Source organism: Knoellia sinensis KCTC 19936 (assembly GCF_000768705.1).
In the GTDB taxonomy this organism is placed as follows: Bacteria; Actinomycetota; Actinomycetes; order Actinomycetales; family Dermatophilaceae; genus Knoellia; species Knoellia sinensis.
This window is the reverse complement of sequence record NZ_AVPJ01000007.1, coordinates 135,863-154,169: the sequence shown is the minus strand read 5'-3', so window position 1 is coordinate 154,169 and position 18,307 is coordinate 135,863. Positions and strand designations below refer to the sequence as shown.

Sequence of the window (18,307 nt, the reverse complement as noted above, 5' to 3'; positions counted from 1 at the left end):
TGCCAAAGTGCCGCCACCGGCCAGCGCGACTTACGCTGGGGCGGTGGTGCACGCGGTGGTCCTCAACTCATCGGGACCCTCCGGGCTCCGCGCGCTTCTCGACGCCCTCGCGGCATCGTCCACGCGTGCCGACCATGTGGTCGTCCTCGACTCGTCCTCGGACGACGAGGCCACAACCGTGGTCGAGTCCGCTCGATCGGACACCTTCGACATCGCGCACGAACGCATCGATTCCGGTATGCCGGATCGCGCGGCGGTCTCGCAGTGGGTCGGGTCAGCAGACCTGGCCGACACCGACCTCGTGTGGGTGCTCCCCGTCGGTTCGATTCCCGAACCCGACACCCTGACCCGACTCCTGGAGGCGCACCGCCGCAGTGCGTCGGTCGGTCTCGTCGGCCCCAAGCACGTCGACGCCTCTGCGCCGGGCACGCTCCGGTCCGTCGGCATCACGACGACCCGCACCGGCCGCGTGCTCGAGGACCCGCCTCTGGGTGCCCCCGACCAAGGGCAGTACGACCTGCGTCGTGACGTCGTCGCAGTCCCCTTCTCTGGCCTCTTGGCCACGGTGGGGGTCCTGCGCGCGCTGGGAGGGTGGGAGCGAGCCTTCGGCGACCTCGGCGGAGACCTTGACCTCGGCTGGCGGGCGCAGCTCGCGGGTCACCGGGTCGTCGTCGCCCCCGACGCCCGGATGCGGTCGGTCGCGGCGATGGGTCTGGCGACAGCCACGACCGGTGGCCGCCGACGCGCCGCACGACGTGTGGCCCTGGCACGCACACCGTGGTGGAAGGCGCCTTTCCTCGCGCTCTGGATCCTGGTCAGCTCGCTGGGAGCCGGCGTGGGCCTGCTTCTGCTCAAGCGGCCACGCGCCGCCAAGGAGGCGTTCGGCGACCTCGGCTCGCTCGACCCCGTCCGCGGCGTGGCGAGTCGCATGCGCACGCGAGGTGGGCGCGAAGTGCGCCACCGCGACATCGACAGCCTCTTCGTCCCCGGTTCCGTCGTGGTGCGCCGCACCCTCGACCGCGCCCAGGAGGCGATCCTCGGTCCGTCAGTGCTGCCCGACGAGGGTGGGCCCGACACCGACGACGCCTCGATCGTGTCCCGGGCCGCGCTCAACCCCGGCATTCTTGCCTTCCTCGCCACCGTGGTCGTCGTGGCCGCGGCCGGCCGCGAGATCGGTGGCGGTCTGATCAGCCGACTCGGCTCCGGCGTCACCGGTGGTGAGCTCATCACCACGCGCGCCACGTCGAGCAGCCTGTGGCATGCCGCCTTCGACGGCTGGCACGGCCCGGGCCTCGGGGGAGACGGCCCGGCCAACCTCAGCCTCGCTCTCCTCGCGATCCCCACGTGGGTCGTCGAGCACCTGCCGGGCACGGGCGATCTCACGTCGCCGGCGGGTGCGGTCGTGGGCGCGCTGCTCGTGCTCACGCTGCCTGCCGCAGCGGTGAGCGCCTATATCTCGGCCCGCGTCCTCACCCACTCGCGACTGGCTCGAGGCGCGGCCGCCCTCGTGTGGGCGACGACCGGCGCCGCGGGAGCCTCGGTGGCCCAGGGACGGCTCGGCGCACTGGCTGCCCTCGTCCTGCTCCCCGCGGTCTTCGCGGGCATCGTCCTGCTTGCCCGACCCACCGGAACGGCGACGGGGGCGTTCGCCACCGCGCTGGGCGCCGCGCTCCTCGGCGCCTTCGCGCCACCACTGCTCGCGCTCGTCGTCCTCGTCTGTCTCGCCGTGGCGGTCTTCGGCGGGGATGGCAGAGCCCGCATGCGCGCGCTCGCGCCGGCCCTGATCAGTCCGCTGCTCCTCGGCCCCTCGCTTCTCGAGGCGATCGACAACTGGGCGCTGGTGGCCACCGGGCCGGGGCTGAGCCAATGGGGTCCGACGACCCCCGAACCCTTGGCGCTCGCCCTCCTCCACCCGGGCGGGGCAGGCAGCACCCCGTGGTGGGTCGGTGCCGTCGTCGTCGCTGGAGGTCTCGCGGGGCTGCTCGCCTCGCGTCACGGACGGTCCGTTCCCACGGCGGCCTCGTTCGTCATGATCCTGTCGCTGGCCGGGGTCCTCGGTGCTCCCCACCTCGACCTCACGTCGCGTGACGGCGCCACGGCGGGCGCTCAGGCGATCGGACCCGTCACCCCGTGGGTGGGCACGTTCATGCTGCCGCTCACGCTCGCCCTCATCGCCTCGGCGGTCGTCGGCGTCGGTGCCTTGCGGGGTCGACGCCGAGTGACGGCCACAGCAGCACTGGGGCTCGCAGGACTCGTCACGGCCGGTGCGCTGGCCTGGTTCAGCTTTGATGCGGCGCTGCGCACCTGGTCGGACCCGCGGCCGGCCGTCGCCGTCGAGCAGGCCGTCAACGACCTCTCCAACCGCACCGTCTTCGTGACCCCGGGACCCAGCGGTGCGGCATACCGAATCGTCGGTCGTGAGACCGGAGCGCTGGCGCGCTCCCTGCCCCAGAATCTCGCCCACGACGCCGTGATCGCCGACGACGTCAGCCAGCTGCTCGACGGCACGGGCGAGGACGCCGGAACCCGTCTGGCCGAGCAGGCCATCGGATTCATCGCCGTCGCCGACACCGCGGGTGACGAGGTGACGCGGCGTCTCGACTCCACTCAGAGCCTGTCCCGGCTGGCGAGCCGTGGCGGATTCGACTTCTGGCGGATCGCCGCCGTCGGCAACGATCCTGACGTCGCCGTGGGACCGAGTCGGCTGACGCGGGTCACCGGTGACGGCACGGCCCTCGTCGAGACCACGGGCGAGCACGGCGCCACGGAGGCATCGGTCACCGCCGAGAGCGGTGACACGCTAGCCGTCGCCGAACCGGCCGCCTGGGCCGAGCACGCCAGCGTCGAGGTCGACGGGCGCGAGGTCACGGCTGCGACCGACGGTGGCCGCCCGACCTACCCGCTTCCCGCCGGCACACACGAACTGAGCATCACCGTCCCCACCGAGTACCCGTGGTGGCGCGGGCTCCAGGCCCTCATGATCTTCGTCGTGGCCTTTCTCGCCATCCCCTTCGGGACGCGCGACTCGAGGAGGAAGCGATGAACCGAGCACGCCTGGTCGGGCCGGCCCGGCTCGTGGCCACCGTCGCTGCTGCGGGCGGGCTCGTCGCCCTGGCCACGACGTCGCCGGCCTCACCCTCGGCCCCGAACGAACCGACGGCAGCGGGCAGCCGGCTCGCCCCCGTGACGTCCGCGGCGCTGTCGTGCCCCGGACCCGAGCTGAGTGGCATCGACGGCGTCGACGACATCGATGTGCCGGCTCGCATCGCCGCGGCCACCGCGCCCGAAGAGATCGTCACCGGCGACTCCGTGCTGGGTCGGGGTGAGCTCGTCATCCGTTCGGGCACGGAGACCGGGGAGACGGTCACGCAGCGGGGGATCGCGACGAGCGAGGATGCCCGATCCGGGGTCGCGAGCGAGATCGTCGCGACCGGTCCGATGGCTCCGGGACTCGTCGCTGCGCAGGAATGGTCCGTGGCCCGCGACGAGATCCGTGGACTCGCGACCGTGCCCTGTGCGGGTCCGGGTTCCGACCACTGGCTCCTGGCCGGAGGCGGCGACGCCGGCCGCCAGGAGCGGCTCATCCTCACCAATCCGGGCGCGAACGAGGTGACGGTCGACCTCACCGCTCTCGGGGCCAAGGGGCCGTTGCGCTCGCCCTCGGGTTTGACCGTCGTCCCGGCGCGTGGGCGCGTCGCAGTCCTTGTCGATGCCATCACCGGCGCCGAGGAGTCCCCTGCCGTCCGGGTGCGTGCCAGCGGAGGAACCGTCCGCGCGGTGATGAGCGACATGTGGCTCGACGGTTCGGTCCCGGCCGGTGCCGAGACGACCGTCCCCACCGCCGAGCCCTCGACCCGACAGATCATCCCCGGGGCATTCGTCGGCACGTCGGGGTCGATCCGCATCGCCGTGCCCGACCGCCAGCAGGCGGTGGTGAGCGCGCGGGTCATCGGGCCGGGCGGCCCGTCGCCGCTTCAGGGTGGCGTGATCCGGGTCGCCGGGCGCTCGACCGGCGAGTTGCCGATCAAGGGACTTGCCAGAGGCACGTATGCCGTGGAGCTCACCTCCGACGTCCCGATCGTCGCCTCGGCGTGGTCGACCGATCGGTCGGGCTCCGCGCCGGGAGACTTCGCGTGGTCGCCGTCGACGGCCCCCGCGAAGGGACTCCTCGGTGCCGCCTATCCCGAGACGGAGGAGGAGCGCATCCGACTGGTCTCGCTCGTGGCGACCGGCGGTCCGGCCAAGGCCAACGTGCTCTGGCGCGAGGACGCCGACGATGCCTGGAGTGTTCGAGAGGTCTCCCTCAACAAGGACACGTCGACGACCGTCGAGATCGGCGCAGCCACGACGGTGTGGGTCCTCCCGACGTCCGGCCCGGGTGAGATCCGGTCCGCGGTGTCGAGTGTGGGTGGCGTTCCGGGGAGCCGACTGGTCTCCGTCGCGCCCCTGGCCGCGTCATCGGTGCTGTCGAGCGTGAGCCGGGCACACCCGGTGCCCTGAGCCCCGTGAGGGCGTCCGCACACTCCTACAGGTCGATCTCCGTCACGGGAACGTTGAGGAGCGCGGCCACCTGCTCCGCGACGACCTCGCGGACGATCGCAGCCACCTCACCGTTGTCCCTGGCGCGAGTTTCGACAGGGCGCCGATAGATGACGATGCGGTGCCCGACAGCGCCACCGACGGGGACGAGCCGACCCACCGGCGCGGCCTGCTCCTCCCAGGGTGCAGGGTCGGTCGGCGGCACCTCCTCGACCGCGAATTCGACTGCGGCATAACGGTTTCCGAGATAGGGCCGGGCTCGCTCGGCCACGTCGATGACGATCTCGTCGAACGTCTCGCGGCGCGTCCGCATCGCAGGAACCGGGGGCCAGGCGAGGGGCCCGCGCGCACCGCGACCGCGGCGGTCGCGACGACGCGTGGGGCCGGAGAATCGTGGGTCGACAGGGGGCACGAGACGAGACTACGGCGCGGCAAACCCCGGCTGTCCGACCGGTGACCTAGAGTCCATGGGGTGAACGCGTCCAGGAAGTGCACCAAGACCGGGTGCTCACAGCTTGCTGTGGCCACCCTGACCTACGCGTACGCAGATCGTGCCGTCGTCATGGGGCCCTTGGCGACCTATGCCGAGCCCCACTCCTACGACCTGTGCTCCGACCACGCGAGTCGCATGACGGTGCCCCAGGGCTGGGAATACGTGCGACTCGACTCCGACGGTTATGCGCCAGCACCCGAGGTCGATGACCTCGTGGCCGTCGTCGAGGCCGTGCGCGAGCGACCCGCCGAGCCGCCCACCGTGGCGAGCGCGGTCGTCAGCTCGATGCCGCCGAACGCCTCGGGACCCGTGCCCGGCGAGCACCGCCGCGGGCATCTTCGCATGCTGCCGGGCACCGGCCCGGGCAACGTCGACGCCTGACCTCACACACCAACACACGACCCGACCTTGTGCCCCATTGGGACACGGCGCGTCGGCCGAAGGCCTCCTGCCCGTGTCCCAATGGGGCACAAGGTCGGGTGGGGGTCAGCCCTTGACGTAGTCGGCCAGGTGCGTGCCGGTGAGCGTTGCTCGCGTGGTGCCCTTTGAGCCCTTGGCCGACTGCGCCACGAGCTCGGCCGGTGTGCCCTCGAAGACCACCGTGCCGCCGTCGTGCCCCGCACCCGGGCCGAGGTCGATGATCCAGTCGGAGTGAGCCATGACGGCCTGGTGGTGCTCGATGACGATGACCGACTTGCCCGAGTCGACGAGGCGGTCGAGCAGCCTCAGCAGGTTCTCGACATCGGCGAGGTGGAGACCGGTCGTCGGCTCGTCGAGGACATAGATGTCGCCCTTCTCGCCCATCTGGTTCGCGAGCTTGACGCGCTGCCGCTCGCCACCGGACAGCGTCGTGAGCGGCTGGCCCAGCGTGAGGTAGCCCAGACCCACGTCGACGAGGCGGTCGAGGATCTTGTGGGCGGCCGGGATCTTGGCCTCGCCGTCCTCGAAGAACGCTTCGGCCTCCTCCATGGACATCGAGAGCACCTCGGCGATGTTCTTGCCGCCCAGTTCGTACTCGAGGACGGAGGCCTGGAAGCGGCGGCCCTCGCAGTCCTCGCACGGTGACTCGACCGTCGCCATGACACCGAGCTCGGTGAAGATCACCCCGGCGCCGTTGCACGTCGGGCAGGCCCCCTCGGAGTTCGAGCTGAAGAGCGCGGGCTTGACCCCGTTGGCCTTGGCGAAGGCTTTGCGGATCGGCTCGAGCAGGCCCGTGTAGGTCGCCGGGTTGCTGCGTCGTGAGCCCTTGATGGCGGCCTGGTCGATCTCGACGACCCCGTCCTGCTTCGTCAGGGAGCCGTGGATGAGCGAGCTCTTGCCCGACCCCGCCACACCCGTGACGCACACGAGCACCCCGGTCGGGACGTCGACGTCGACATCCTGGAGGTTGTGGGTCGAGGCGCCGCGGATCTCGAGCTGCCCCGTGGGCGTGCGCACCGCGTCCTTGAGCGATGCCCGGTCGTCGAGGTGGCGTCCCGTCAGGGTGTCGGCCTTGCGCAGGCCGTCGAGCGATCCCTCGAAGACGATCTCGCCGCCGCCCGAGCCCGCGCCCGGACCGAGGTCGACGACATGGTCGGCGATGGCGATCGTCTCGGGCTTGTGCTCGACGACGAGCACGGTGTTTCCCTTGTCGCGCAACCGGATGAGGAGGTCGTTCATCCGCTGGATGTCGTGCGGGTGGAGGCCGATCGTCGGCTCGTCGAAGACGTAGGTGACGTCGGTCAGCGAGGACCCGAGGTGCCGGATCATCTTGGTGCGCTGGGCCTCGCCTCCCGAGAGGGTGCCGGCGGGGCGGTCCAGCGACAGGTAGCCCAGCCCGATCTCGTCGAAGGAGTCGAGCAGGTGCTGCAGGCCCTTGAGCAGCGGTGCGACAGACGGCTCCTTGAGGTCACGGACCCAGTCCGCGAGGTCGCTGATCTGCATGCTGCACACGTCAGCGATCGACTTCCCGTTGATCTTGGACTTGAGGACGTCCGCCGTGAGCCGGGTACCGCCGCATTCGGGGCACTCCTGGAACGTGACCGCCCGTTCGACGAAGCGACGCACGTGCACCTGCATCGCCTCGGGGTCCTTGGACAGCATGGACTTCTGGATCTTGGGGATGATCCCCTCGAAGGTCAGGTTGGCGCCGCCGACGTTGATCTTGGTCGGCGGGGCGTAGAGCATCGTGTCGAGTTGCTTGTCGGTGAACTCGCCGATCGGCTTGTCCATGGGCAGGCCCATGCCCTCGAAGAGGCGGCCGTACCACCCGTCCATCGAGTAGCCGGGCACCGTGAGAGCGCCCTCGCTGAGGGACTTGGTGTCGTCGTAGAGCGCCGTGCGATCGATGTCGCTGACGTTGCCCATGCCCTCGCAGCGCGGGCACATGCCGCCCAGGTAGGTGGCGCCCTTGACCACGGACTTCTCGGTGCGGCCGTCCTTCTCGGTCGTCATGACCCCGCTGGCCTTCCGCGTGGGCACGTTGAAGCTGTATGCCGTCGGCGGGCCGACCTGGGGGTTGCCCAGTCGGCTGAAGAGGATGCGGAGCATGGCGTTGGCGTCGGTCGCGGTGCCGACCGTCGAGCGCGGGTTGGCACCCATGCGCTCCTGGTCGACGATGATCGCGGTCGTGAGACCGTCCAGGTGGTCGACCTCGGGCCGCGCCAACGACGGCATGAAACCCTGGAGGAACGCGCTGTAGGTCTCGTTGATCATCCGTTGCGACTCGGCGGCGATCGTGCCGAAGACGAGCGAGCTCTTGCCCGACCCGGACACGCCGGTGAAGACCGTCAGCCGGCGCTTCGGGATCTCGACGCTGACGTCCTTGAGGTTGTTCTCGTGGGCGCCCTGGACGCGGATGAGGTCGTGGCTGTCGGCGAGGTGCTGCTCGGGGCTCATCGGCTCTCCATCGGTGGTGCCAAACCGTCCAATTGGGTGGGTTCGGAACGAGTGGGTCGTGACGGGATACACACGCGAAGGCCCACGCTAGTAGCCACAGCCGACACGTTGCCCACGGGTAGGGTCCACTGCGTGCCTCACACCCTCTCCGACTTCGTCAAGGCCTATGACGTGCGCGGACTCGTCCCCGAGCAACTCGACGTCGACGTCGCGTGGGCGCTCGGCGCGGCGTTCGCCGAGGTGGTCATCACCCGCGAGAAGGGGACCGGCTGCGTCATCGGTCACGACATGCGCGCGTCCTCGCCCGAGCTGTCCCGAGCCTTCGGACGGGGTGTCGCGAGCCGGGGCATCGACGTCACCCACATCGGCCTCGCCAGCACCGACGGCCTCTATTTCGCGAGCGGCCACCTCGACCTCGCCGGCGCGATGTTCACCGCGAGCCACAACCCGGCGGCCTACAACGGCATCAAGCTGTGCCGCCCCGGGGCGCGACCCGTCGGTCAGGACTCCGGCCTCGCCGACGTCCGCGACCTGGCCCAGGAACTCCTCGACGGCACCGCCGAGCAGCGCCACGAGGCCGAGGGTGCGACAACGCAGCGTGACGTGCTCGCCGACTACGCGGGATTCCTGCGGGGCCTGGTCGACCTGTCCGGGATCCGCCCGCTCAAGGTCGTCGTCGACGCGGGCAACGGGATGGGCGGCTTCACCGTCCCAGCAGTGCTCGGCACCGAAGCAGGGCTCCCCGCACTCCCGCTCACGATCGAGCCGCTCTATTTCGAGCTCGACGGGACGTTCCCCAACCACGAGGCGAACCCCCTCGAGCCCGAGAATCTCCGCGACCTCCAGGCCGCCGTCGTGAAGCACGGAGCCGACCTCGGTCTCGCCTTCGACGGCGATGCCGACCGCTGCTTCGTCGTCGACGAGCGCGGCGAGCCGGTGAGCCCCAGTGCGATCACGGCCCTCATCGCCACCCGTGAGGTCGCCCGCGAGGTGGCTGCCGGCACCCCGGCCGCGGACGTGTCGATCGTCCACAACGTCATCACCTCCGCCCAGGTCCCCGAGGTCATCTCCGACCTCGGCGCCAAGGCCGTCCGCACCCGCGTCGGCCACTCGTTCATCAAGGGCGAGATGGCGCGCTCCAACGCCGTCTTCGGCGGTGAGCACAGCGCGCACTACTACTTCCGCGACTTCTGGTTCGCCGACACCGGCATGCTCGCCGCCATGCACGTCCTCGCCGCCCTCGGTGAGCAGAGCGCACCGCTGTCGGACGTCATGGGCGACTTCACGGCATACGAGGCCTCTGGCGAGATCAACTCGACCGTCGCCGACGCTGCCGCGAGCACGGAAAAGGTCAGAGAATGGGCGAAGGACAAGGACGTCGAGGTCGACGAGCTCGACGGCCTCACCCTCACCCACCACGGCGACGGCGAGGGCGACCCGATGTGGTGGCTCAACCTGCGCGCCTCCAATACCGAACCCCTGCTCCGGCTCAATGTCGAGGCAGCCGATGCGGACACGATGGCCGCGATACGCGACGATGTGTTGAGCATCGTGAGAGGAGACTGAGATGGTGACGATGGAGCCCTGGCTGCGCGAGATCCTGCGCTGCCCCAACTGCCGAGCCGAGCTCAAGGACGTGACAGGGGAGTCCGGTCCCGAGCTCGCCTGCACCTCCGAGGCCTGCGGCCTGATCTATCGGATCGACGACGGCGTCCCGGTGCTGCTCGTCGACGAGGGGCGCAAGCCGGCCTGATCGGCCGCCCGGCGCCGCACCACCATGCCGCACCTTGACGAGGCCTTCCTCGACTCCGCCGACTCGCTGGAGTCGCTCGACAGTCGCGGCACGCTCCGTGCCCTCGCGACCTCCGGCGCACAGGTCCGCCGGGCACTCCTCGCGGCGCGCGAGGCCGGGATCGACAAGGTCGCCGGGGGAGACCGGCCGCGCTCGGTCCTCGTCGCCTCCCTCGGCGGCACGGCGGTCGTCTGCGACGTGCTCGATGTCCTGGCCGAGCCGGGCTCGCCGGTTCCCCTGACGACCCGGCGCGAGGCGCCGCTGCCGGGGTGGATCGGACCCCTCGACCTCGTGATCGCCGTGTCCCAGTCGGGGCGTGCCGCAGGTCCACTGGCGCTGGCGGCGGAGGCGGCCCGTCGGGGCGCGTCCCTGTTGACGGTGGGGGCGCCGGACTCGCCGTTGGCCGACGTGAGCGCTCGAGGCCGCGGAGTCCACGTGGACATCGCCGTCGACGTGCCGACGTCACGAGCCGCGCTGTGGTCGATGCTCACGCCGGTCCTGTTGGCGGCCGACGGTCTCGGCCTCATCGACTGCTCCGAGGCGGTGCTCGAACGCGTCGCCGACCGGCTCGACGAGCGCGCCGAGGAGTGCCGCCCCTCGTCCGAGTCGTTCGTCAACCCCGCCAAGATCCTCGCCGTCGGCCTCGCCGAGACCGTGCCCGTCGTGCTGGGTGACGGTGCGTTGACCGGCGTTGCTGCCGGTCGCGCTGCGGCGATGCTGGCCCGCACCGCCCGTATGCCGGCCACTCACGGTGCCCTTCCCGATGCGGCCGCGCAGGTGGTCGCCTGCTTCGACGGGCCGTTCAGCGGATCGGGGTCCGGCGGGCAGGGCGGGGTGGGGGAGCGCGACATCTTTGCTGACCCGTTCCTCGACGGGCCACCGTCACCGCAGCTCGGGCTCCTCATGCTGCGGGACGCACCCGTGGAGACCCGGGATCCTGGCGTGGCGGAGGCTGCGCGCGAGGCCTCTCGGCTCGCCGAGGCTGTCGCCGAGTCGGCCCGCGACGCCGGGGTCAAGGTCTGGGAGGTCGAGGCGCTCGCGGGGCACCCGATCGAGCGGCTCGCGTCGTTGATCTCGTTGGGGGACTACGTGGCGACCTACCTGGCGCTCGGCCTCGGGCTCGACCCGGCGGTCTCCCGGCACGTCACCGAACTGCGCGACCGCACCACCTGAGCGCCGACCTGCCGGCGGACGATCAGCCCTCCAGCACGTGGACGCGACACGCCGTGTGGCGCCCAGATCCGGACCGAGCTGATCGTCCTGCGGTCGGGTGCCTCTGGTCCAAGCCACTCAGCCCGGCTGGGCCAACTCCAGGATCTCGGCGGTGGGCAGCACGGCGAGCGCAGCCCCGTCGACGAGCAGTTTGCTGCCGCGCACCCCGCCGCCGATGACGACCGGCCCGGCGGCCACGACGCGGGCGTCCACGAGGACCCGCCAGTCGGCAGGGAGTCCGATGGGCGTGATCCCGCCGAACTCCATTCCGGTCAGCGACACCGCGTCGTCGTGCGGCGCGAACGAGATCTTGCGGACGCCGAGGTGCTTGCGCACGACCCCGTTGATGTCGGCGCGGTCGGTGGCGAGCACCATGACGGCGGCGTAGGTCGTCTCGCCCGCTCGCTTCCCGGCCACCACCACACAGTTGGCACTCGCCTCCAGAGCGACGTCGTATGCCGCACAGAACGCCGCCGTGTCGGCGAGCGTGGCGTCGATGGGCGCCACCTCCGCTGCCGCGATGCCCGCAACCTCGCTGGCAGCCAGGGCAGCAGCCACGGGAGGCGCGACGAGCTCCGGGTGGTCAGCGGCAGGTGACCAGGACAGCGATCCGCGAGCGGACGGCATACAGGTCAGTGGTCCTTCTTGGGCACGTCGACAACCTCGCCGGTCTCGGGAACGACGCCGTGGCCCTCGTCCTCGTGCGCACCGTGCCCGCCCTTGCGCGGGATGACGTGCATGATCGCGACGACGATCGCGCCGACGATGAGGCCGAGGATGGCCGAGCCGATGGTGTTGGTGACCCAGCCGAGGACCCCGCCGAGGGCGCCGGTCGCCCCGTGCACCCACTCCTCGGCGCTGTGGACCCAGGCGTAGGGCTGGTGCAGGATCGACCAGCCGTACTCCTGCGACAGGTCGTCGAGACCCACGAGGATGATGTGGCCGCCGACCCAGATCATGGCGGCGATGCCGATGACCGAGAGAGCCGTCAGGAGCTTGGGCATCGCGGCGACGAGCCCGCGTCCCAAGGCCTTGCCACCGTCGGTGCGGCCGTTCTCGGCGAGGTGCAGGCCGGCGTCGTCCATCTTGACGATGAGCGCGACGACGCCGTAGACGAGCGCGGTGATCATGAAGGCGACGACCGCGAGGATCGCCGCGCGCGTGACGAACGGCTCGTCGGCGACCTCGTTGAGCGAGATGACCATGATCTCGGCCGACAGGATGAAGTCAGTGCGGATCGCGCCGCTCGTGATCGTGTCCTCGTCGGCGACGAGCCCGGCGTCGTGTGCCTTGTCCGCTGCGTCCTCGGCGTGGCCGCTGAGCTTCTCCCAGATCTTCTCGACACCCTCGAAGCAGAGGTAGGTGCCGCCGATCATGAGCAGCGGCGTGAGCGCCTGCGGGAGGAACTGGCTGAGCAGGAGCGCCGCCGGGAGGATGAAGAGCAGCTTGTTCTTCAGCGAGCCCATGGCGATCTTCTTGATGATCGGCAGCTCGCGCGCGGGGGAGAGCCCCTGCACGTAGCGCGGCGTGACCGCCGTGTCGTCGACGATGACGCCGGTCGCCTTGACGCTCGCGCGTCCGGCCGCCGCGGCGACGTCGTCCACAGAAGCTGCGGCGGCCTTGGCCAGCACCGCGATGTCGTCGAGAAGAGCGAAGAGTCCGCCAGCCATCAGGTCGCCTTCGGGTCGATGTCTCGGGGGAGACGTGGAGTCGATGAGTGCTCAGACTACAGAGACGACGGACCGCGCGGCCCGATCACTCGGGCACGCGCGGTCGTTGTCGCTGGAGCGGGGCTACTTGTTGAAGACGCCCTTGATCTTGTCGCCGAGTCCGCTCACGGCGTCGCCGATCTTGTCCTCGGCTGCGCTGATGGCGTCGTCGGCCTTGCGCAGACCCTCGCCCGGTGCGCCGAGGCCCGGCTCGCCGGTGTCCTCGACGTCGAGCTTCTCGGACATGGAGTCGCGTGCCGAGTCGAGCCTGTCGCCCGCGGAGTCGCGTGCCGAGTCGACCCTGTCGCCCATGGAGTCGGTGCCGGCGTCGACCCTGTCGCCCATGGAGTCGGTGCCCGCGTCGGCGTTGTCGCCGAACGAGTCACGTGCGCTGTCGACCTTCTCGCCGAGGGAGTCCCTGGTCGAGTCCGCAGCGTTGCCGACCGAGTCCCTGGCCGTGTCGAACTGCTCGCCCGCTTCGCCGCGGGCCGCGTCGACCTTGTCGCCGAAGCCACCCTCGGTGCCTTCGAAGGAGTCGCGGACCGAGTCGGCGCCCTGGCGGACGTCGGCCGTGGCGTCCTGCACGGCGCCCTCGGCTTCGAGTGACTCGTTGCCGGTGGCCTTGCCGAAGCCTTCCTTGGCCTTGCCTGCAGCCTCGTCAGCGGCGTTCCTGATGTCGTCCATACCCATGGCCTGCTCCTCACGTCTGTGCGTTGGATTGCGTGGATACCTCCAAACAACCACGTGAGAGGCGTCTGTGGGGTTTTGGGCGTCGCTCGGCTCAGGGGCTTCGCGAAATGGTCACTCCTCCTCGTCGCGGTCCTCGGAGTCCTCGTCCTCGGCGAGGTCGTCCTCCTCGTCGTCCTCGCGCAGGGCCTCCTCGTCGTCCTCGTCCTCCTCGACCTCGGTGAGCGCGGGGCGGGTCATGTCCTCGTCGGGGTCGACGGCGTAGTCGCCTCGCACGTCCTCCCATGCGTCGAGGCGCTCCTCGTCGACGTCGATGCGCACTTCGTCGCGCACGTTGTCGGAAACGGGACCACCCGGCATACGGTCGGGTTCTTTGTCCTGTATGCCGTCCGCTTCCGTGTTCTCGATGCTGTCGTTCATCGTGTGCTCCCGTCGTCGGCTGAGCGTGGGTGCGCCGCGTCACTGTGCGCACTCCATGTCTACCGCCTGAGGTCGGTAGAGTGGAGGCCGCCGGCGCGGGTGATACCCCGCTCCTCGAGTTCGCCCAGATGGGCTGCGCCGGGTCGCAAACCCACATTCAACGGAAGAGATTTCGCATGTCCTTTGACTACAAGGTTGCCGACCTGGGCCTCGCCGAGGCCGGCCGTCACCAGATCCGCCTGGCCGAGCACGAGATGCCCGGCCTCATGTCGCTGCGCGAGGAGTTCGGTGCCTCGAAGCCGCTGGCCGGTGCGCGCATCGCCGGCTCGCTGCACATGACCGTGCAGACCGCCGTGCTCATCGAGACGCTCACCGCGCTTGGCGCCGAGGTCCGCTGGGCCTCCTGCAACATCTACTCGACGCAGGACGAGGCTGCTGCCGCTGTCGTCGTCGGGCCGAACGGGTCTGTCGAGGACCCGCAGGGTGTGCCGGTCTTCGCGTGGAAGGGCGAGACGCTCGAGGAGTACTGGGACTGCACCGAGCAGATCCTCACGTGGCCCGGCGAGGGCGCCAACATGATCCTCGACGACGGCGGCGACGCCACGATGCTCGTCCACAAGGGTCGCGAGTGGGAGGCCGCCGGTCAGGTGCCGCCCACCACCGAGGAGGACTCAGAGGAGTTCTCGATCTTCAAGGCGCTCGTGCGTCGCACGCTGGCCGAGGACGGGCAGAAGTGGACCAAGGTCTCCGAGGAGATCAAGGGCGTCACCGAGGAGACCACGACCGGTGTGCACCGCCTCTATGAGCTCGCCAAGACCGGCGACCTGCTCTTCCCGGCGATCAACGTGAACGACTCGGTCACCAAGTCCAAGTTCGACAACAAGTACGGCTGCCGCCACTCCGTCATCGACGGCCTCAACCGCGCGACTGATGTCCTCATCGCAGGCAAGGTCGTCGTTGTCGCCGGGTATGGCGACGTCGGCAAGGGGTGCGCCGAGGCCCTTCGCGGCCAGGGCGCGCGCGTCGTCGTCACCGAGATCGACCCGATCTGCGCGCTGCAGGCCGCGATGGAGGGCTACCAGGTTGCTCGCCTCGAGGACGTGCTGGACGTTGCGGACATCTACATCACGACGACCGGCAACTTCAACATCATCACGGCCGAGCACATGACCAAGATGAAGAACAAGGCGATCGTCGCCAACATCGGTCACTTCGACAACGAGATCGACATCGCCGGTCTGGCGAAGGTTCCCGGTGTGGTGAAGACGGAGATCAAGCCGCAGGTCCACGAGTGGACGTTCTCGTCGGGTAGCTCGATCATCGTGCTGTCCGAGGGACGCCTCTTCAACCTCGGCAACGCGACCGGCCACCCGTCGTTCGTCATGTCGAACTCGTTCGCGAACCAGACGATCGCGCAGATCGAACTGTTCTCGAAGACGGGCGACTATGAGAAGCAGGTCTACGTCCTGCCGAAGCACCTCGACGAGAAGGTGGCGCGTCTGCACCTCGCGGCGATTGGTGTTGAGCTGACGGAGCTGACCAAGGAGCAGGCCGAGTACATCGGCGTCGACGTGGCCGGCCCCTACAAGCCGGATCACTACCGCTACTGAGTCTGTTCAGACGCTTTCCCGGTATGCCGCCCGCTCACCTCGAGTGGGCGGCATCGCCTTTCTTGCAGTGATCGTTGAGATCGGGCCATTCGGCCGATGATGCAGAGGTCCTCCCCGCGCTTAGCCTCGCGCGGACGGGAAGGACACACATGACGGACGCCACCACCACGGCAAGCCCCACTGAACGAGATGACTTCGCGGAAGAGCGCGTCCGTGCGAAGGCTTCGGGCGTCGTTCTGGGTGGGTCGACTTCGAGCCGGGTCAAGACGTCGGGTCTTGTTGCACTCTTTACCCTGACGGCATTCGTCGGAGCGGCGTTGCTCTTTGTCGTGCAGCCGCTGATCGCGCGAATGCTGCTGCCTGCGTACGGCGGCTCCGCCACTGTGTGGAGCACGAGCAGCCTCTTCTTCCAAGTGTTGTTGCTTCTTGGCTACCTCTACTCCCATGTCGCGACGCGCCGGCTGGGCTCACGCTGGCAACCGCCAGTCCATCTGCTCGTCCTGTTGGCTCCCCTCGTCGTCCTACCCGTGGCGCTTCCGGCCGACGCGGTGCCCGACATCGAGACCTCCCCGGTCCTCTGGCTTCTGCGCACCCTTACCCTCCTGATTGGCCTGCCATTCGTCGTGATCTCCACGTCGGGTCCACTCCTTCAGCGGTGGTACTCGTGGTCGGGCGGGCCGCGGGCCGATGACCCGTACTTCCTGTTTGCTGCCAGCAATGTTGGAAGCTTCGTTGGGCTCTTGGCCTATCCCTTTGTCGTCGAGCCCTGGCTCACTGTGGATCAGCAGCGCATCGCGTGGTCCACAGGCTTCGTGCTCTTCGCCCTTCTGACGGCGGCATGTGCTGTCGTCACGCGCACGCGCACGCGTGTGCAGGGGGCGGCGGCTATCCCAACGTCTCCCATCGATGGGGCTGCCGGGGCCGAGCTCGCTCTCAAGGTCAAGACCAAGGCTGATGGTGGCCGCACCAGCCGCCGTCGCCTGGTGAGGTGGACAGCTCTGAGTTTCCTGCCGTCGGCGCTCATGCTCGCGGTGACCTCGCACATAAGCACCGATGTTGCGGCTATCCCGTTGCTGTGGGTCGTCCCGTTGGCCATCTACCTGGCGACCTTCGTGCTCGCCTTCGCCCGAACAAGCAGGGCGATCTCCCCTGGCGTCGACCGTTGGGCTGTCGTTGCAACCCTTGTGGCTGCAGCGACGTATCCCTTGAAGGGCACTGCGCCGGTCTGGATTGTCATCCCGGTCCTCCTTGCTCTCCTTGCTCTGGTGGCATTCGCCGCACACGCAAGACTCGCGGCTGACCGACCCGATGTGGACAGGCTGACCGGCTTTTACCTCGCTACATCCATCGGCGGTGCACTGGGCGGTGTCCTCAATGGACTGCTGGCTCCAATGCTGTTTGACAGGGTGTGGGAGTTTCCCCTTCTGCTCGCCGTGGTTCCGTTCCTTCTCGGGCGGACGGACACGACGACCTCGCGTATCGGGGCCTACGCCTCGCGTCATTGGGTCGCGTTCACCATCGTCGCTTTGGGCTTCGTTCTTGTGCTGCGGGCGCCGACGTTCGCGGCGCTCTTGGACCAGGGGTCGATCGTCTTGATCGGGTCACTCCTCTTGGTCGGGTTCGGGGGCTGGGCGCTGAGCAGAACGGGCCGGTGGCTCGCAGCGCTCGCGCTGAGCCTGTTCATGGCAACTTGTGTGATCGGCGACGGGCGAGGGGTGGTGGATCGCGATCGCACCTTCTACGGGAGCTACCGCGTGATGTCCCAGGATGGGGGGCACCTGTTCGTGCACGGAACAACTGTTCACGGTTCGCAGGGGCAGGGGGTGCGTCGGGGTGAGCCGACGACGTACTACGCAAGGTCTGGACCCTTGGGCGATGTCTTTGCGCAGTCGGGGTTCAGCGATGTTGCAGCAGTCGGGATGGGTGTCGGAACTGTCGCCGCCTACGGTGTGCAAGGCCAACAATTCACCTTCGTCGAGATCGACTCCGCAGTGGTCGATATCGCCAAGAATCCGAAGTTCTTCACCTATCTCGAAGACTCAAAAGCGAACGTCAACGTCAAGGTCGGCGACGGTCGGCAGACCCTCGAGGAGTCACCGGATGCGTCTCTGGACCTCATCATCCTCGATGCTTTCAGTTCCGACTCGATCCCGGTTCACCTGCTCACAACGGATGCCATGCGGGTGTACGCCTCCAAGCTTCGCCCCGGCGGTTTGCTGATGGTCCATATCAGCAATCGAGTGTTCGACCTCCGGCCGGTGGTCCGTGGCGCCGCCAACGAACTCGGTTGGGAGGCGGCGCTCGGCAGCAAGGGCGAAGCGCATGACAGCGCGACAGCCAGTGAATGGGTCGCGTTGTCTGCTGACGCTGCGCGGATCGCCGCGCTGAGGTCCAAGGATGGTTGGGAGGCGCTCCCCCTGCCCTCGATCACTTGGACGGACGACTATTCCTCTGTCCTGTCTGTCCTCCGCTGAGGCTGGCAGGGCCCTGTCTGGGCCCGTGACGGCATTGGCACCTACAGCAGTCGTGCAGCCACGAGGTATCCGGCGGCAGGCGCACGGCGGCAAGCGTCATGCGACGAGGGCGAGGAGGGCGACGGCGGGGAGGAGAGACGCGGTGATGGTTCCGCGGACGCTCCCGCCTCGTGGGAGCCAGAAGCCCAGAAGGTCAGCGATTCCCATGAAGAGCGCCGCGAGCAGCATGTAGATCAGGCCGACCACGACAACCGTCGTCCCGACTGCCTCATCCCCGAAGTTCACCATCCACAGCCCGATCAGAGTCCCGACGCCGGCGAGCGCGTTGCGTGCCCCGATGCAGAACGCCCAGAGGTGGACGTTTGGGATGCCGTGCGGCTCGATGGCGAGCAACTTCTGGACCCAGGGTCTGTCGATGAGGAACGCCTCCAACGGGAAGACTCCGATGCAGACCACCGCGCTCACCGCGGCACAGACTTGGGCGACGGCGTTCA

General features: G+C 69.1%; 15 protein-coding genes. 8 read left to right on the top strand and 7 right to left on the bottom strand.

Going from position 1 to position 18,307, the window contains the following annotated elements; genetic code table 11:
• The first annotated feature begins 43 nt into the window (after positions 1–43).
• Together N802_RS11130 and N802_RS11125 are read left to right on the top strand one after the other, a co-directional pair.
• On the top strand, positions 44–3,043 hold the full coding sequence (locus N802_RS11130; RefSeq protein ID WP_169743420.1) for a glycosyltransferase: 3,000 nt from the start codon (positions 44–46) through the stop codon (positions 3,041–3,043).
• Positions 3,040–4,500, top strand: a complete 1,461-nt coding sequence (locus N802_RS11125; protein WP_035916123.1) for a DUF5719 family protein — start codon at positions 3,040–3,042, stop codon at positions 4,498–4,500. The genes N802_RS11130 and N802_RS11125 overlap by 4 nt, the downstream gene beginning before the upstream one ends.
• A 25-nt stretch (positions 4,501–4,525) precedes the next feature.
• Here the strand turns inward: N802_RS11125 and N802_RS11120 are convergent, their stop codons facing one another.
• A complete protein-coding gene (locus N802_RS11120; RefSeq protein ID WP_245613913.1) occupies positions 4,526–4,951 on the bottom strand; it encodes a metallopeptidase family protein in 426 nt (141 codons plus the stop codon).
• A 60-nt stretch (positions 4,952–5,011) separates the two neighbouring features.
• Here N802_RS11120 and N802_RS11115 point away from each other — a divergent pair, with 60 nt between their 5' ends.
• Positions 5,012–5,413, top strand: coding sequence for a DUF3499 domain-containing protein (locus N802_RS11115; RefSeq protein WP_035916119.1), 402 nt, complete (start codon positions 5,012–5,014; stop codon positions 5,411–5,413).
• A 105-nt stretch (positions 5,414–5,518) separates the two neighbouring features.
• Here N802_RS11115 and N802_RS11110 read toward each other — a convergent pair whose 3' ends face one another.
• Positions 5,519–7,909, bottom strand: coding sequence for an ATP-binding cassette domain-containing protein (locus N802_RS11110; protein ID WP_035916117.1), 2,391 nt, complete (start codon positions 7,907–7,909; stop codon positions 5,519–5,521).
• A gap of 132 nt (positions 7,910–8,041) precedes the next feature.
• Between N802_RS11110 and N802_RS11105 the strand changes: the two genes are divergently transcribed.
• From N802_RS11105 to N802_RS11095, 3 genes are read left to right on the top strand one after another with little or no spacing between them, the layout of a single operon-like run.
• Entirely contained in the window at positions 8,042–9,475 is a 1,434-nt protein-coding gene (locus tag N802_RS11105) for a phosphomannomutase/phosphoglucomutase (RefSeq protein WP_035916115.1), read from the top strand.
• 1 nt (position 9,476) lies between these two features.
• A complete protein-coding gene (locus N802_RS11100; protein ID WP_211254386.1) occupies positions 9,477–9,662 on the top strand; it encodes a Trm112 family protein in 186 nt (61 codons plus the stop codon).
• A gap of 24 nt (positions 9,663–9,686) precedes the next feature.
• A complete protein-coding gene (locus N802_RS11095; RefSeq protein WP_035916112.1) occupies positions 9,687–10,874 on the top strand; it encodes an SIS domain-containing protein in 1,188 nt (395 codons plus the stop codon).
• A 117-nt stretch (positions 10,875–10,991) separates the two neighbouring features.
• Here N802_RS11095 and N802_RS11090 read toward each other — a convergent pair whose 3' ends face one another.
• From N802_RS11090 to N802_RS11075, 4 genes are all read right to left on the bottom strand, one after another.
• On the bottom strand, positions 10,992–11,540 hold the full coding sequence (locus N802_RS11090) for a YbaK/EbsC family protein (RefSeq protein ID WP_035916108.1): 549 nt from the start codon (positions 11,538–11,540) through the stop codon (positions 10,992–10,994).
• A gap of 5 nt (positions 11,541–11,545) precedes the next feature.
• A complete protein-coding gene (locus tag N802_RS11085) occupies positions 11,546–12,583 on the bottom strand; it encodes a DUF808 domain-containing protein (RefSeq protein WP_084072151.1) in 1,038 nt (345 codons plus the stop codon).
• Between the two features lie 123 nt (positions 12,584–12,706).
• On the bottom strand, positions 12,707–13,312 hold the full coding sequence (locus N802_RS21050) for a CsbD family protein (RefSeq protein ID WP_084072150.1): 606 nt from the start codon (positions 13,310–13,312) through the stop codon (positions 12,707–12,709).
• A 111-nt stretch (positions 13,313–13,423) separates the two neighbouring features.
• Positions 13,424–13,729, bottom strand: a complete 306-nt coding sequence (locus N802_RS11075; RefSeq protein WP_035916105.1) for a hypothetical protein — start codon at positions 13,727–13,729, stop codon at positions 13,424–13,426.
• Between the two features lie 176 nt (positions 13,730–13,905).
• On the opposite strand from N802_RS11075, the gene ahcY reads away from it, so the two are divergent.
• Both ahcY and N802_RS11065 read left to right on the top strand, forming a co-directional pair.
• A complete protein-coding gene (gene ahcY, locus N802_RS11070) occupies positions 13,906–15,339 on the top strand; it encodes an adenosylhomocysteinase (RefSeq protein WP_035916103.1) in 1,434 nt (477 codons plus the stop codon).
• A 149-nt stretch (positions 15,340–15,488) separates the two neighbouring features.
• Entirely contained in the window at positions 15,489–17,813 is a 2,325-nt protein-coding gene (locus tag N802_RS11065) for a spermidine synthase (RefSeq protein WP_084072149.1), read from the top strand.
• Positions 17,814–17,909: 96 nt separating this feature from the next.
• Here N802_RS11065 and N802_RS11060 read toward each other — a convergent pair whose 3' ends face one another.
• Complete coding sequence (locus N802_RS11060; protein ID WP_245613912.1) at positions 17,910–18,278, bottom strand: DUF1304 family protein; 369 nt, start codon at positions 18,276–18,278, stop codon at positions 17,910–17,912.
• Positions 18,279–18,307: the final 29 nt, after the last annotated feature.